The 14,651-nt window shown below is 45.2% G+C and carries 14 protein-coding genes; 12 read left to right on the top strand and 2 right to left on the bottom strand.

The annotated features are described in order from the left end of the window. Nucleotides 1-106 precede the first annotated feature (106 nt). Both NSQ57_RS16325 and NSQ57_RS16320 read left to right on the top strand, forming a co-directional pair. Nucleotides 107-1,582, top strand: coding sequence for a PLP-dependent aminotransferase family protein (locus tag NSQ57_RS16325; protein ID WP_029517780.1), 1,476 nt, complete (start codon nucleotides 107-109; stop codon nucleotides 1,580-1,582). Between the two features lie 88 nt (nucleotides 1,583-1,670). Further along, nucleotides 1,671-1,901 carry a hypothetical protein gene (locus tag NSQ57_RS16320; RefSeq protein ID WP_080658632.1) on the top strand — a complete coding sequence of 77 codons (231 nt, stop codon included), beginning with the start codon at nucleotides 1,671-1,673 and terminating at the stop codon, nucleotides 1,899-1,901. 57 nt (nucleotides 1,902-1,958) lie between these two features. Here the strand turns inward: NSQ57_RS16320 and NSQ57_RS16315 are convergent, their stop codons facing one another. Continuing rightward, complete coding sequence (locus NSQ57_RS16315; RefSeq protein WP_318627856.1) at nucleotides 1,959-3,839, bottom strand: S8 family peptidase; 1,881 nt, start codon at nucleotides 3,837-3,839, stop codon at nucleotides 1,959-1,961. A 186-nt stretch (nucleotides 3,840-4,025) separates the two neighbouring features. Here NSQ57_RS16315 and NSQ57_RS16310 point away from each other — a divergent pair, with 186 nt between their 5' ends. The 6 genes from NSQ57_RS16310 (at nucleotide 4,026) to thiI (ending at nucleotide 8,834) form a co-directional block, all read left to right on the top strand. Then, entirely contained in the window at nucleotides 4,026-4,532 is a 507-nt protein-coding gene (locus NSQ57_RS16310) for a YpuI family protein (protein ID WP_029517778.1), read from the top strand. Between the two features lie 187 nt (nucleotides 4,533-4,719). Beyond that, nucleotides 4,720-4,947: a DUF1540 domain-containing protein gene (locus tag NSQ57_RS16305; RefSeq protein ID WP_029517777.1), complete on the top strand. Its 228-nt coding sequence runs from the start codon at nucleotides 4,720-4,722 to the stop codon at nucleotides 4,945-4,947. Between the two features lie 44 nt (nucleotides 4,948-4,991). Next, nucleotides 4,992-5,384: a hypothetical protein gene (locus tag NSQ57_RS16300; protein ID WP_322251723.1), complete on the top strand. Its 393-nt coding sequence runs from the start codon at nucleotides 4,992-4,994 to the stop codon at nucleotides 5,382-5,384. A 222-nt stretch (nucleotides 5,385-5,606) separates the two neighbouring features. Then, nucleotides 5,607-6,299 (top strand): lytic transglycosylase domain-containing protein, encoded by a 693-nt coding sequence (locus NSQ57_RS16295; RefSeq protein WP_318627858.1) that lies wholly within the window; start codon nucleotides 5,607-5,609, stop codon nucleotides 6,297-6,299. A gap of 158 nt (nucleotides 6,300-6,457) precedes the next feature. Further along, a complete protein-coding gene (locus tag NSQ57_RS16290) occupies nucleotides 6,458-7,606 on the top strand; it encodes a cysteine desulfurase family protein (protein ID WP_165149077.1) in 1,149 nt (382 codons plus the stop codon). A 1-nt stretch (nucleotide 7,607) separates the two neighbouring features. Next, on the top strand, nucleotides 7,608-8,834 hold the full coding sequence (gene thiI, locus NSQ57_RS16285) for a tRNA uracil 4-sulfurtransferase ThiI (RefSeq protein WP_209949506.1): 1,227 nt from the start codon (nucleotides 7,608-7,610) through the stop codon (nucleotides 8,832-8,834). A 73-nt stretch (nucleotides 8,835-8,907) separates the two neighbouring features. Here the strand turns inward: thiI and NSQ57_RS16280 are convergent, their stop codons facing one another. Then, complete coding sequence (locus NSQ57_RS16280; RefSeq protein WP_069010274.1) at nucleotides 8,908-9,603, bottom strand: TerC family protein; 696 nt, start codon at nucleotides 9,601-9,603, stop codon at nucleotides 8,908-8,910. A 217-nt stretch (nucleotides 9,604-9,820) separates the two neighbouring features. On the opposite strand from NSQ57_RS16280, the gene NSQ57_RS16275 reads away from it, so the two are divergent. The 4 genes from NSQ57_RS16275 (at nucleotide 9,821) to NSQ57_RS16260 (ending at nucleotide 14,386) form a co-directional block, all read left to right on the top strand. Further along, on the top strand, nucleotides 9,821-10,480 hold the full coding sequence (locus tag NSQ57_RS16275) for a TerC family protein (protein ID WP_342425027.1): 660 nt from the start codon (nucleotides 9,821-9,823) through the stop codon (nucleotides 10,478-10,480). A gap of 94 nt (nucleotides 10,481-10,574) precedes the next feature. Continuing rightward, nucleotides 10,575-11,066: a hypothetical protein gene (locus tag NSQ57_RS16270; protein ID WP_039272260.1), complete on the top strand. Its 492-nt coding sequence runs from the start codon at nucleotides 10,575-10,577 to the stop codon at nucleotides 11,064-11,066. A 291-nt stretch (nucleotides 11,067-11,357) separates the two neighbouring features. Further along, nucleotides 11,358-13,199 (top strand): translational GTPase TypA, encoded by a 1,842-nt coding sequence (typA, locus tag NSQ57_RS16265; RefSeq protein ID WP_029517769.1) that lies wholly within the window; start codon nucleotides 11,358-11,360, stop codon nucleotides 13,197-13,199. Between the two features lie 125 nt (nucleotides 13,200-13,324). Continuing rightward, nucleotides 13,325-14,386, top strand: coding sequence for an LCP family protein (locus tag NSQ57_RS16260; RefSeq protein WP_039272259.1), 1,062 nt, complete (start codon nucleotides 13,325-13,327; stop codon nucleotides 14,384-14,386). The last annotated feature ends 265 nt before the right edge of the window (nucleotides 14,387-14,651 follow it).

Below are 14,651 nucleotides of genomic sequence, written 5' to 3'. Positions count from 1 at the left end.
TCCTGTGTTCTATACTGTACTATGAAATTTGTTGTATTATATCGATAATGAAGTATAACAGTAAACGTCTAAATGTAACAGTTGATTTTTGGAGGGGACGGTTCCGATGCATATTGATCTCAGCCGCAATAGCAGTGTTAAATTATATTTACAGATTGCCAAAACATTAGCAGATCGCATCCAGTCTGGACTGTTGCCTCAGGGCACAAAGCTTCCCTCTGTCCGTCATTTGTCCAGTTTGCTTGCGGTAAGTCCCGTAACTGTAAGCAAGGCATATGCTGAGCTGGAGTCTATTAATCTGGTTACCTGTACACAGGGAAAAGGTTGCTATGTAGCAGAGCCTTCGGTAGCTGTTCAACGTGAGGGAGCGCAGGATTTGTCATGGCAAATGTCGCTGATCGATTATTTGCCACGCGCACAGTTATGGAGAAACTTTAACCATAGCAGACAGGTTCCCTATTCTTTTCATATAGCAGCAATTCAACCGGAGCTTCTTCCTACACGCGAAATCATCGCTGATACTCAACGTCTATCCTCTGGAAATCCTGATGCAATGGCAGCATACGGTACTTTTGAAGGTGATTTAGCGCTGAGGGAAGTGTTTGTAGATCACCTGAACGAACGTGGCCTATGCACTGTTGCAGAACAGCTGCTCGTGACCAGTGGTGCCCAACAGGGCATTGACCTGGTGGCACGTACTTTTGTTGGTTCTGGAGATGTTGTCTACATGGAGGCTCCTACATATACGGGGGCCATTGATGTATTTACCAGTCGTGGTGCCAAAGTAATTATGATTCCGATGGATGAGCAGGGCATGCGGATCGATATCCTCACGCGTCTTTGTGATACTCATCCCCCAAAACTGATCTACACGATACCCACCTTTCATAATCCTACCGGAGTAACTTTAACGACGGCCAGACGCACACAATTATTGGATCTAGCTCAAAGTTATCATTGCCTCATTGTTGAGGATGATCCATTTTCTGACCTCTACTATAAAACAAAGCCGCCACTCTCTATCAAGGCACATGATCAATCCGGACATGTGATATATATCAAAAGCTTTAGCAAAACCGTTGCTCCCGGCTGCCGTATAGCTTGTGTAGCGGCCACTGGCAGTGTAATGGATCGTTTGGTGGCTGCCAAGTCTACTACGGATTTGGGGAGCCCTCTATTAACGCAAAAAGCGCTATTGCCCTTTATCAGGAACCGTCTTGATCGACATCTTGTCTGGTTGCGGGAACAAATGCGGGATCGGTTGACAGTCGCATTGTATACGCTCCAGCGCTATGCTCCGCCAGAGGTTAGCTGGTATGCTCCCGAAGGCGGCTTAAATGTGTGGATTAAGCTTCCTCCTAATGTTGATATTCCAGAATTGGAGCGGCTGGCTGACCGAGAAGGCGTTTCCTTTTTACCTGGTGCAGTGTGCTATGCAGGTGGTATGGACAGTAATCATATCCGTATTTCTTTTTCGTATGTGGACAAGGAAACACTTATAACAGGTCTTCACAAACTGTGCCGTTTGTTGGGCGAACTGCTTGATCATTCGGTCATTGTTGAACGGAAGCCTATTTTATAAGGGATATTTGTATTAGGGGGTAAACATCCAAGCACAGCACATGCCTTCTTAATATGCTGTACTAATTCACCGAAAGGAGTTGCACATTATGAGTCATTGCCCTTACGACCCGATCGTGTGCCCGCCGATCCAATTTGTAAATCATCAATTTTTCCCACAAGTCGTGCCTGTGGTTCATCCAATTGAAATTGTTAATCAGACGCACATTGTACCTGTACCACATCACGTATTTCCGGTGAGTATAAAGGATCCTGGAGAACCTTGCTGTCATACTCGCAGTCATAGCAAGCGTCCTGTTCGCAGCAGTTCCAAGCGTTAATAAAGCCCAAAAAAGCAGCCATGGAGCAACATGGCTGCTTTTTTCCAATAAGGAATCTTACGTTTCCAGTTTCTTCAAAATAGATTTTAACTTGTCACTTAAATGCTGTGGATAGAATTGCAAAGGAACATATGGACGTTGTGCTGCTTTCAACGCTTTATACACATCAATTTGACCATACCCGAAATATTTGTCATGCCCTGGTGTGCCCAAGTCAATTACGCTGCTTCTCATTAAATCCATAACCTCTTTGTTGGTCAGATCGGGGTTAACGGATCGAATCAGGGCAGCAAGTGCTGATACATGGGGACTGGCCATTGAAGTGCCCGACAGTGCAGCATATTGATTCCCTGGGTACGTACTGGCAATACTTGCACCTGGAGCCATGACGTCTACATAATCTCCATAGTTAGAAAAGGATGCACGGTGCATAGAAGAATCTGTAGCGGAAACGGCAAACACTTCAGGATACGCTGCTGGATACCCAGGCCGTTCCGTATTGTCATTGCCTGTGGCTGCAATTAATACGACATCTTTATCATAGGCGTATTTGATCGCATCATGCAAAAATTCAGCTTGTGCGTAATTGCCCAGACTTAAATTGATAACCTTGGCACCGTGATCAGCTGCCCAGATAATACCTTCTGCAACCGAGTAAGTCGTACCGGAGCCGGATTGGTCAAGTACCTTGATCGGCATGACTTTGTTGTACCATGTCATGCCAGCGACCCCCTCACCATTATTCACGAGGGCAGAAATGATGCCGGCGACGTGCGTTCCATGACCGACGTCATCATAAGGCTTTTCAGACGGGTTTACCACGTTATGACCTGAAAGGATTTGACCTTTTAGGTCGGGGTGATCCAAATCTACTCCCGTATCTACGACAGCGACAATTACGTCCTTGCTGCCTTTGCTTAATTTCCAACCTCGGTTGGTTTCAGTTGCCGGCAGATTCCATTGATAGCGGGAAAAGAGCAAATCATTGGGAATAGAGCTGTCCGCTTTGATAGGTGTGCTCTCATTGGTTAGATACATATAGTGAGGTTCCGTATAAAGCGGGTTCCACTTTCTTGAAAAATATTGCTTTAGTTCCTTAAAGTTCATCTTATCCGAATGAAATACATAGGTATAACCAAGCTTGCGGCCTGGCGCACAGTGTAAATCTGCTGCAATTTCCTGCAGTTGTCGTGAATCAGGATTATGACGGAAGCGAACGACAATTTCATTTTCAAAATAATGGCTTGCATTTTCGTTGTCGTGGCCCGTCTTGACAGTAATATCGTGCAATGTGTCGGGGTGTACGGATTCGATTTTGTAGCTGCCTTCTTTTGGGTAGGGAATCAAACGTAAATTTTTCCGCTGATGCTTCTCCACGTCACGCAATACTTGCTGACTGACCAGAGCAGCAACGCCGCATGTTCCGTCAGCCGATGGTTCTGCCATGACAAAATATTTACCGCCTTCAGCCTGAAATGCAGCAGATTCGTAGGATTTATTTTGCATGACGGAACGGCGAGCCGCAGCCAAGCTGCTTTTAATTTGAGGATGACTGAGCAGACGAGTTTGTGCTTTGCTGCCCGTGTAGGTGTTCGTATTCCCGTCGCTTGTGTGAATCCACTGTAACGTATGAAGATGACTGTGCGATTGCTGTAGCGTGCGGGTAAATTCCCTTTTCTGATCAGCAGTTTTACCATCAAGTTCCCGCATCACGTACTGAATATCCTGCCTTGCATCCATGCGTGTGAGGGTATCCGTAGCGGACAGGTCCAAAGCCAACATTCCTTTTTTGAGTTGCTTCTCTTGCTGTGGCACCATCTTGGCCGTATATTCGGGCTGCGGTGTATGGCGGTGATCACGGGAAGGCAGCATCAGTGTGATGAGAAGCACCCCGGCAGCTGCTCCTAGCAGGGGTTTTAACCATTTTCGCCGAGACATGGGACCGTCCTCCTTGAGAATTCATAAATTTATGGTTTAGCGTGAGGAGGTTGGCATGTTTTTATACCTTTCAATGCTTATTTGTGGTAGGATAAATACTGAAAATTACAGCTCTTTCGGTTAGAGGGGACTATTTTCGGGTAACCAAATTGATGAACAAGCAACAAATAAGGGGGAGCTGCCTTGATGTCAGCAGTCAACGTACAAAAATTATGTGAGTCGGCGCAGGAGAGACTGAAAACTGCCGTGAAACGGGTGGAAACATTCCTCAATGAGCATGCTCTGCCGCAACTGGCTGCAGATGGCAATGAGGAGTCCGTGCTCTTTTACAAAGGCTTTTTGTCGGATCTCCGTCATGTCCTTGTTTTTTCCGAAGTATCTTATGAAAAGTTGGGTGTGGCTTTACGCCGTGCCAATTTTGACGTCGATTTTGCGGAAAAGGCATTGTATAACGTTTACCATGACTGCGTGAACAGCTTTTTTTATCCCAAAAATGAATCTTACGCAGAGGATGGACGCTATGCGTATACGGGGCAAGATGCTATCCGCTTCCGTAAAACGCCAGTGCCAGCCGCTCGCGAAGTGATCATGGACATTACGAAAAATTTTGAAGAATTGCGTGATGATCTGACTTATTATGAAAGTGACTATTTGACTCAGCGCCGGATGCAGACTCGCCGTACTCATGCATAAAGCATTCAACGGGGAAGATCATTTCTAATCAAAAACTAAAACAAGACAAGCAAGCCGTTTTCTACTTGCTTCCTGCCATTTTGGAGGAGGTGAAGGAAGCGGCTTTTTTCGTATGTCACCAACTGCCATATACCATAAACGCATAGGTGCGGGATAGCGGGGGGACAATGAATCCGAGGTGATGATCATGAGCCAAGAGGCCAAGCCAATCGTTAAGTGTAGCGTAGCCAATTGTCATTATTGGGGAGAAAACAACTTGTGCAAGGCAGATTTGATCATGATTGAAGTTGATGGTCATGCCGGAAAGAAATTTAAAGAAGAATATGCGGGGGAAAGCTTCAGTTCAGAAGAACGTGATAAGGCCGACACGTCAGCCGCAACCTGTTGCCACACTTTTAAACCGAAGTCCGTGTAAATTTTATTACGCGATTCATTTTGCATTTGGAGGTGCAGTTTATTATGGAAGATCATGAAAACGACAAGCATCAGAATGAAGAGCATGTTAGCCGCAAACGTGTAGATTACCCCCGTCACATTCATGAACGATCTGCCAAGCGCCGTAATGATCGTGAGGAATATGCAGCAGAGGTTGCTCCCGGCTCAGTTGCGACTCGACATGAGGTCAAGGGTGAAGAGCAAGTTATAAACAATAGTGGTCGTATTTCTGGCTATGTTGGTCTGGCTGCGGGAATTGCCTCATTGTTTATGTGGTCCATTGTTCTGGGGCCTATTGCTGCAGTTTTAGGCTTTTTTGCTTATGTGAATGGCAGCAAAACGACCGGCATTTGGTCGATTGGTCTTGGGGCGCTGGCGACATTGAGTTATTTTGCTTTTATCCCGTTCGTTCGCTGACCTTGCTGGAGGAAAAAGTACAGTTTTCTTTTGTATATCCGAGAAAAATCATCTTAGTGATATAATTACATTTAAGCTGATCTATAAAGCTCCGCTGTCTTTTCGACAGAAACGGAGCTTTTTTTCATTAAAAGGTATGGAAGTACATAGTAAAAAGTTGTATCATAGCAGTAACGACAAGCTATTTGGGATATAACAACTATAGAAAGTTGGGAACACCACATGCAAATTGATCCGCGCGTGTCCAAGTCCATGTTAGACATGCAGCTGTTAAATAATATGAGTGCTACAACCCAGACGGGGACAACGGACGCTTTTTCCGGATTACTGGAACAAGTAGGTCAGTTGGAAACAGATGGTGCTGTGACTCGAGAAAATTCAAGTGATGTTACCAGAGACGAAAATGGTTTGCTTTGGCTTCAATTGGGACCTTCGAGGGGAACGGCTTCGTCATTGTATCCCGCTCCTTCCAGCACAGCAACAGACGGACCTACAACACCTACGGCATATGATGATTTGATTAACGAGGCTAGTCAGAAATACGGCGTTCCAGTAGCGTTGATTAAAGCAGTTATTGATACGGAATCTTCATTCAATCCGTCGGTCACTTCTTCGGCCGGGGCCAAAGGGCTTATGCAACTTATGGATGCTACGGCTCAAGGTCTGGGAGTCAGTGACCCGTATGATCCTGGACAAAATATTGATGCTGGAGTTCGTTATTTGTCTTATCAGATTAAACGTTTTAACGGACAAGAAAATATGGCGCTGGCTGCATATAATGCAGGTCCCGGACGGGTGCAGCGGCTTGGTGTAAGTAGTGATGAACAGTTAATGTCTGTACTGGATAAGCTTCCGCTGGAAACGCAAAGATATATTAACAAGATTCAAAATGCACGTGAAAAATATACGATCTAAGCCCTATAGCTTATAACGAAAAAAGTGCGTAATTTCAATTTAGATTAGGTCCGCAGAACAGGGTCAATATGGGGAAAGGGTGTCGCTATAATGTAGCGACCTTTCCCTGTTTTGGTCTTTTTTTGTTGCAGCAGTTGTAGGGTAGAAAGGGGAGTTTAATGAAATATTTTGATTATGCCGCGACAACTCCGCCTTTTGAAGAGGTGATTACAACCGTTGCCGAGATCATGAGACGCCACTATGGCAATCCATCTTCGATGCATCGGTATGGAGAGGATGCGGATAAGTTGCTTAAGCGTTCGCGCGAAGTATGTGCTGCGGCTTTGGGAGTGTATCCATCAGAGATTGTCTTCACATCTGGGGCAACGGAAAGCAACAATCTTGCTATTAAGGGAGTAGCTTTGCAGTATCAGACCAGAGGCAAGCATATTGTTACTGTATCGACAGAACACCCGTCTGTGTATGAAGCTTGCAGACAACTGACAAATCTGGGTTTTGAGGTTACATTTTTACCTGTCGATGCAGAAGGGCATGTGAGCGCCGAACAGGTTTGTGCCGCTGTCCGTAAAGATACGATTTTAGTCAGTATTATGCATGTCAATAATGAGACGGGAAGGGTGCAACCGGTGCATGATATCGGAGCTGCGCTGAAGAAACAGTTCCCCCGTATTCTATTTCATATTGACGGTGTACAAGGGTTTGGAAAGCTGCCGGTTGATATCCGGGGCTGGCAGGCTGATCTGTACAGCCTCTCTGCGCATAAGCTGCGTGGACCTAAAGGTGCTGGACTACTATTCGTTCGGGAAGGTGTAGAGGTTTTCCCACTGCATAGTGGCGGCTCTCAGGAGCAGGGTTTTCGTGCAGGTACGGAAAATGTGCCACTGCTTGTTGGTATGTCCAAAGCGGTACGACTAGCGGGCGAACGACAAGCAGAAACAGCACGACGTATGACCGAGTGGAGAGAACGGGTGGTCGCAGAAGTGCAGACAATCCCTCAACTGCGGCTAAACAGCGGGGAGGAAGCACCGCATATTGTCCACTTTTCATATCCGGGTATGAAGGCCGAGGTGCTGCTGCATACGCTGGAGCAACTAGGTGTGGCCGTATCCACCAAATCGGCTTGTTCTTCGAAGTTGGCCGAGCCCAGCCGGGTGCTGCAGGCGATGGGCCGCAATGAGGCAGAAGCATCTGGCGGCATTCGTATCAGCTTCGGTGACGAGCATACGGAACAGGATATCGATGAGCTTATACTTGCACTGCAACAGGCTGTAGCCAAGCTGGAATCCCTTGAAAGGTGGAAACGTTAAAATGCACTATGATATGCTGTTACTTCGCTTCGGTGAATTTACATTAAAAGGGAAGAATAGAACTCGTTTTGAAAAGGCAGTACTGAATCACGTGAAGCTGCTGCTCAAGCCGTTTCCCGGCGCTTCTTTGCGGAAGGAATTTGGACGGATTTATGTGGTACTCGGAGGAGAGCCTTATGAACAGATCATTCAAGTGTTACAAAAAGTGTTTGGCATCACGACAATAAGTCCTGTCAAAATGGCTCCTGTCGAGCTGGGTGCTATAATTGAGACCGCTGTAGCTTTGATGCGTGAGCTGAATGTGGCCGAGGGAACGACTTTCAAGGTAAATGCCCGCAGAGTGTGGAAGGAGTTTGCTCATTCCTCACAAGAGATGAACCATTTAATTGGTTCTCCTATTTTGCGAGAGTTTCAAGCGTTGAGGGTCGATGTGCATCAACCAGATATTGAGTTGCGTGTGGAGGTCAGAGAGCAGGCGGCCTATATATTCAGCGATGTTATTATGGCTGTAGGGGGCTTTCCGTTAGGAACGAACGGTAAAGCTATGCTGCTGCTGTCTGGTGGAATCGACAGCCCGGTAGCAGGATGGTCTTCCATGCGTAGAGGACTGGAAATTGAATGTGTACATTTTTATAGCTATCCGTTTACAAGTGAGCGTGCGAAAGAAAAGGTCATTGAATTGGCAAGGGTATTAGCAGGCTATGCAGGGCGGATCAAAATCCACCTTGTACCGTTTACAGAGGTGCAGACGGCCTTTACGCGCACTGGACAGGACAATCTGATTATAACGCTAATGAGACGGTCTATGCTGCGAATTGCAACGATGCTGGCTGAGCGTGAAGGAGCGCTGGCACTCGTGACGGGTGACAGTCTGGGTCAAGTTGCTAGTCAAACGTTATCCAGCATGAATGTGATTGGCCGTTCAACAGAATTACCATTGCTGCGACCTCTCGTCATGATGGATAAGCAGGAGATCACGGAAATCGCTAAGCAAATTGGCACCTACGATTTATCCATCCTTCCATATGAAGATTGCTGCACATTGTTTGTTCCTAAATCCCCAACGACCAATCCAAATTTGTGGGTTGTTCAAAAGATTGAAGCCTCTATTCGGGATTTAAATGCCTTGATTGAACAGGCTGTGGCTGCAACGGAAACGCTTGTCCTGGAGTCAGGCGGAGCTATAGAGGGGCGTAATGAGGAAGTTATACAGGAAGATTGGTTTTAAACAAAAAGGCAGACCCACTGTTATTATGGGGTCTGCCTTTTTTGATTTTAGTTAAAACAGTTTTTGAAGCATTTTAAACAGCTTTTTCTCGACTGGACATTGCTTTGCGATTTTGAAGATATCCCGTGAGCAAAATACCAGCCATAACTGTAGCAATAAACAAGATGCGCAGCGCAGGGTGCTCGGTAAAGTAGGGTTCCAGCTTACGTTCTTCAGTAATCATATTAGAGGCCGTATAACCAAGCACAGCCGATCCCAAATAGATAATCCAGGGGAATTTATTGATCAGTTTAATAAAAAGAGTGCTTCCCCATACCACGATTGGCACGCTGATTAACAGACCCAGCACTACAAGTAGCAAATGCTGCTGGGCAGCGCCAGCAACAGCAATCACATTGTCCAGACCCATAGCCGCATCGGCTACAACAATCGTGCGGATAGCACCCCATAATGTTGTTCCCGCTTTGACTTCGGTATGGTCCTCCTGGTCTACGAGCAACTTATACGCAATCCAGACTAACATAATCCCCCCGATGAGTAACAACCACGGTACTTGAAGCAGCCAGAGTACCACAATGGTGGCTGCTATGCGAATAAGCAGGGCACCACCGGTGCCGTACAGAATCGCTTTTTTTTGCGTTGCAGGAGGCAGCTTTCTGGCGGCAAGTCCAATTACAATCGCATTATCCCCTGCGAGCAGAAGATCAATAAATATCACATTAAGCAGTAGCCAAAAGAACTGAAGTCCGGACATATCAATCGTTCTCATCTCCCTGATTAAACATCCTAAAGTCATTGTATGTTGTTTATTTTAATACCCGTTTTCCGGAAATACGATTCATTATATGGCTGTTTGTTATTGATTTCAAGGTCTTTACTCAACGAATTTGACATCATTTTTTAATAAATGATGACTTATTTGACAAAGCTTATAAGCATAGCCTCGTCCTATTTCGCATACAAGTAGGATGGGGGTGTTTGTACACATGGAGCATATCATTTTGCTGTTGAAAATATTAATGATTAATTTGGTGTTAAGCGGTGATAATGCGGTTGTTATAGCCATGGCGAGCAAAAATTTGCCTGCAAGGCAGCGGAGTCAAGCTATATGGTGGGGGGCAGTCGGTGCAGTCCTCCTGCGCTGTGTTTTGACTTTTGTAGCTGTCATTTTGCTGGGCATACCCTTTATTCAGGCGGCAGGCGGTCTACTTCTGTTATGGATTGCGTTTAAGCTGCTTTATGAGAGTGAGGATCATGTAGGAGTCAGAGCAGAAACAACCATATGGAAGGCTATACAGGTGATTCTGGTAGCGGACTTTGTGATGAGTCTAGATAACGTATTAGCTATTGCAGCACTAGCAGATGGGGATATCGCCATTATTGTCATTGGTATTGCAATTAGCATTCCGATAGTTGTCTGGGGCAGCAACGTAATTGCGATCTGGCTTCACCGGTTCCCTGTACTTGTTTTGCTCGGATCTGCAATCCTGGCTTTTACGGCAGGAGAAATGCTACTGCGTGATCCCCGATTGGGTGTATGGTTAGCAGGTGCGGGAGAGCTTATACATGCATGGTTACCAGGACTCTTAGCCTCAGCAGTTGTGATTGCAGGAATATATCGTCAGCTACGTGCTCATCATATTTGAACGTAGTTTTTTTGGAAAACATCGGCTAAAATATACTTAAAAACAATCACATTAAGCGACCTAAAAACAAATTCAGCAAACAAAGGAGACCACGATGAATTCCGGAAAAGAGCGTATGATCGGAGTGGGCATTGTTGCCGTAGGACTGATTATTTTGTTGGGGAAACTGGGGACGTTCTCCTTCTTGGGACGAAACTTTTGGCCTTTGCTGTTTTTAATACCTGGAATCGTACTGCATGCAATGTACATGAAGCGTAAAGTTTCACCCTTTATGTTGCTGCCAGCAGGGATTTTATCGGTTTATGGCTTCTTATTTTTGCTCTGCAATATTTGGGGCTGGCATTTAATGGCCTATTTATGGCCTTTGTTACTTCTAGGTGTGGCGGTTGGATTATGGGAGTACGCCATTAATGATATTTCGCTTTCTCGTAATGTATATACGGGGGGCGTGATATTGGGCTTGGTATCGGTGTTTTTATTGGTCATTACCCTGTTAAGAACGGGTATCATATATGTTATTGCAGTTTTACTGATCGGCGCTGGAATCTGGTTGGTCGTAAACAACCGTGGCAAACGCAAATGGTAAACGACAAGCAATGAGATTTTATGGCGGTAAATTACGGAACAGGCAATAATGTCTTGCTTTATGACATATTTCAACTATAATATAATGGATATGATAAGAGCGTCGGAATGATTTCTGACGCTTATTTTAAGGTTTTCACGCGAATCGGAGAGAGAAGCTGTCTGTACAAAGCCTGAAACATATAGAAGGCTGGCAGGGAGTGGGCCTAAAGAACGATTGTTAGCCTTGAATCAGCACTGCTTCAGGATAGAGACACTATTTTGATATACGGAAAGGATATGGATACAAACCATGCATGCTAGAGAAAACATTCGCAATATTGCGATTATTGCCCACGTCGACCACGGAAAAACGACGCTTGTCGACAAGCTGCTTCAACAGTCCGGAACATTTAGAGAACACGAGGCTGTTCAGGAGCGCGCCATGGACTCCAACGATCTGGAGCGTGAACGCGGTATTACGATTTTGGCTAAAAATACAGCTATCACTTACAAAGATTATCTGATTAACATTGTAGATACACCGGGACACGCCGACTTTGGTGGCGAAGTGGAACGGATTATGAAAATGGTTGACGGTGTTTTACTTGTCGTAGATGCTTACGAAGGTTGCATGCCGCAAACGAAATTCGTACTGCGTAAAGCGCTGGAACAAAATCTGACGCCTATCGTTGTAGTGAACAAAATTGACCGTCCGGCGGCTCGTCCGGCAGAAGTTATTGACGAAGTACTGGATCTGTTCATCGAGCTGGGTGCGAATGATGAGCAACTGGAATTCCCTGTTGTGTACGCTTCGGCGCTGAACGGAACATCCAGCATGGATGCTGAAAAGCAAGACGATAACATGCAAGCATTGTACGAAACAGTTGTAGAGCATATTCCGGCTCCAACTGAGAATGTAGATGAGCCTCTTCAATTCCTCGTAACACTGATGGATTATAACGAATACCTTGGCCGAATTGCAGTAGGTCGTGTAAACCGCGGTATCATCAAGCAGGGGCAAGCAGTCACAGTTATGCAACGTGATGGTAGTAGTAAATCGGCGCGTATTGAGAAGCTGTTCGGCTTCCAAGGCCTGAAACGTATTGAAACGGATCAAGCGGGCGCTGGTGACATTGTAGCGATTGCGGGAATTAAAGATATCAACATTGGTGAAACCATTGCTGATCCAAACCATCCTGAAGCGCTGCCTGTACTGAAGATTGATGAGCCGACACTGCAAATGACCTTCTTGGTAAACAACAGCCCATTCGCAGGTCGCGATGGTAAGTGGGTAACATCCCGTAAATTGCGTGAGCGTCTTCTGAAAGAACTCGAAACGGATGTCAGCTTACGTGTTGATGAAACGGATAGCCCGGACGCCTTTATTGTATCCGGACGTGGTGAGTTGCATCTGGGTATCTTGATTGAAAACATGCGTCGTGAAGGTTACGAACTGCAAGTGTCCAAACCGGAAGTTATCGTCAAGGAAATTGATGGTAAGAAAATGGAGCCAATCGAACGTCTCCTTATTGATATTCCGGAAGAAAGCATGGGCGCAGTTATGGAAAGTTTGGGCTCCCGTAAAGCCGAAATGGTTAACATGATTAATAACGGCACCGGACAAGTTCGCTTGGAATTCCTGATCCCTGCACGTGGTCTGATCGGCTACACTACAAACTTCCTGACTTTGACTCGTGGTTATGGCGTAATGAACCATGCGTTTGACAGCTATGGACCATTTGTTGGCGGTCAAGTAGGTGGACGTCATCAGGGTGTACTCGTGTCAACAGAAAACGGCAGCTCTACATTTTATGGTATGCTGGGCGTAGAAGATCGCGGTATTTTGTTCCTAGAGCCAGGTACTGAAATCTATGAGGGTATGATCGTTGGAGAGCACACACGTGATAACGACATCGTCGTTAACATTTGTAAAGAAAAACAACTGACAAACGTTCGTTCAGCAACAAAAGACGATACAGTTAAACTGAAAACACCTGTAATCTTCTCTTTGGAGCAGGCGCTCGAATACCTGAATGATGACGAGTATTGCGAAATTACACCTAATGCCATCCGTTTGCGTAAAAAGATTTTGAACAAAGGTGAACGCGAGCGTGCAGAGAAACAACGTAAAACAGCACAAGCAAATATGTAATTGATTGGATTGGTCTTTGGCCACAGCGGCGACGCCCGGGAACGGGATGCGCCGCTGTATGTGTTTTAGGATTGTAAACTTGGAGAAAGCTATATTTCTCAAAACGCAGGAAAAGGTGTTGAAGCATGAGTAATCTTTCGAACGGATTGCCTCCCCGGACACAAACTGGGAAAAAATCCGCCAAACCGAAAAAAACGAAAAAGAAAAAAAGCTTTTTCAGATCGTTTATGAAGTTTGTCTTGTTTCTGCTCATTATAGGTATTTTAGCAGCAGGTGGTTATACCTACTATCTTTACAATCAGGTAGAGGAAGTTTTGGATACGGGGATCAACAAGGAAGTACCCAAAACACAATTGGCAGAAACTAAGCCTTTGACTATCTTATTGCTAGGAACCGATTACCGCCCTGATCATCCGACTTATTTGTCCGACGTTATTATGGTAGCTACATTGAACCCCAATACTAAATCGTCTACCATCGTGTCCCTACCGCGCGATACGCGTCTAGAAATGGATGGATATAAACCTCGCAAGTTGAATGAGTATTATCCGGTGTTTAAGGCTAGAGAAAAAGAATCTGGTGAAGTTGCTGAAGAACAGATGAAGAAGATGATCGGCAAATATTTAAACATTGATATCGATTATGTGACGGTTATTAACTTCCAGGGCTTTAGAGATGTAGTAGATAATTTGGGTGGCGTAGATGTGACGGTTGATAAAAACATGTGTTATCGTGACCGTGCAGATGGTACCGATATTAATCTGACAGCTGGAGCCAAGCATTTGAACGGTGACCAGGCTCTTGATTTTGTTCGCTACCGCAAATCGAATTGTCGTCCGAGAACAGCTGAATCTGACGATTTTGATCGCAATCGTCGACAAAATCAGGTGCTTCATTCTCTAATTGACCAAATGCAATCCTTTAACGCTTTGACCAAGTTTAGTGCAATTATTAAATCGGTTGATAAGAATATGATGACAGATATTGAGTCACAGCAAATGAAGAATATCGTACAAACCTATTGGAATATTTCCAAGCAAAATGTGAAATACAATCCGGTAGCGGGAACATGGCGTAGCCCGTATGTGTACATTGATGAGCAACAGCTCGATTTGGCCAAACAAGCGCTACAAGAGGAGTTAGCTAAAAAAGCAAGCGACAATACCGCAGCTTCTTCCAATTCCTGAGTATGTATCTTTCTTCCCGCTTATGTTATACTCGCAGCGAGTAAAGCTCTTATATAACATAAGGGGGTTGAGGTATGTCTAAAGTTATAGTGAACCAAGTCTAGGTCCAGTGAGCAATCACTGGGCCTTTTGTGTCTAAATTCAAAAATGGACAGGCTCAGAGGCTATTTCACTTACAACTTTTCGTTGTTTTATGCTGCTTTGGGGTTCTTTTTTCAGGGAATCAGCAAGTATTAGGTACCCGGTGAATAGGTATAGGTATGAA

The organism is Paenibacillus sp. FSL L8-0502 (assembly GCF_038593055.1).
In the GTDB taxonomy this organism is placed as follows: Bacteria; Bacillota; Bacilli; order Paenibacillales; family Paenibacillaceae; genus Paenibacillus; species Paenibacillus polymyxa_D.
This window is presented reverse-complemented; position numbering and strand designations above follow the sequence as displayed.

Excerpts from the sequence above, each read along its gene's own strand:
- NSQ57_RS16315 (WP_318627856.1), bottom strand. The coding sequence starts at position 3,839 with ATGTCTCGGCGAAAATGGTTAAAACCCCTGCTAGGAGCAGCTGCCGGG.
- NSQ57_RS16305 (WP_029517777.1), top strand. The coding sequence starts at position 4,720 with ATGAGCCAAGAGGCCAAGCCAATCGTTAAGTGTAGCGTAGCCAATTGT.
- typA (WP_029517769.1), top strand. The coding sequence starts at position 11,358 with ATGCATGCTAGAGAAAACATTCGCAATATTGCGATTATTGCCCACGTC.
- NSQ57_RS16270 (WP_039272260.1), top strand. The coding sequence starts at position 10,575 with ATGAATTCCGGAAAAGAGCGTATGATCGGAGTGGGCATTGTTGCCGTA.
- thiI (WP_209949506.1), top strand. The coding sequence starts at position 7,608 with ATGCACTATGATATGCTGTTACTTCGCTTCGGTGAATTTACATTAAAA.
- NSQ57_RS16295 (WP_318627858.1), top strand. The coding sequence starts at position 5,607 with ATGCAAATTGATCCGCGCGTGTCCAAGTCCATGTTAGACATGCAGCTG.
- NSQ57_RS16275 (WP_342425027.1), top strand. The coding sequence starts at position 9,821 with ATGGAGCATATCATTTTGCTGTTGAAAATATTAATGATTAATTTGGTG.
- NSQ57_RS16320 (WP_080658632.1), top strand. The coding sequence starts at position 1,671 with ATGAGTCATTGCCCTTACGACCCGATCGTGTGCCCGCCGATCCAATTT.
- NSQ57_RS16300 (WP_322251723.1), top strand. The coding sequence starts at position 4,992 with ATGGAAGATCATGAAAACGACAAGCATCAGAATGAAGAGCATGTTAGC.
- NSQ57_RS16310 (WP_029517778.1), top strand. The coding sequence starts at position 4,026 with ATGTCAGCAGTCAACGTACAAAAATTATGTGAGTCGGCGCAGGAGAGA.
- NSQ57_RS16290 (WP_165149077.1), top strand. The coding sequence starts at position 6,458 with ATGAAATATTTTGATTATGCCGCGACAACTCCGCCTTTTGAAGAGGTG.
- NSQ57_RS16325 (WP_029517780.1), top strand. The coding sequence starts at position 107 with ATGCATATTGATCTCAGCCGCAATAGCAGTGTTAAATTATATTTACAG.
- NSQ57_RS16280 (WP_069010274.1), bottom strand. The coding sequence starts at position 9,603 with ATGAGAACGATTGATATGTCCGGACTTCAGTTCTTTTGGCTACTGCTT.
- NSQ57_RS16260 (WP_039272259.1), top strand. The coding sequence starts at position 13,325 with ATGAGTAATCTTTCGAACGGATTGCCTCCCCGGACACAAACTGGGAAA.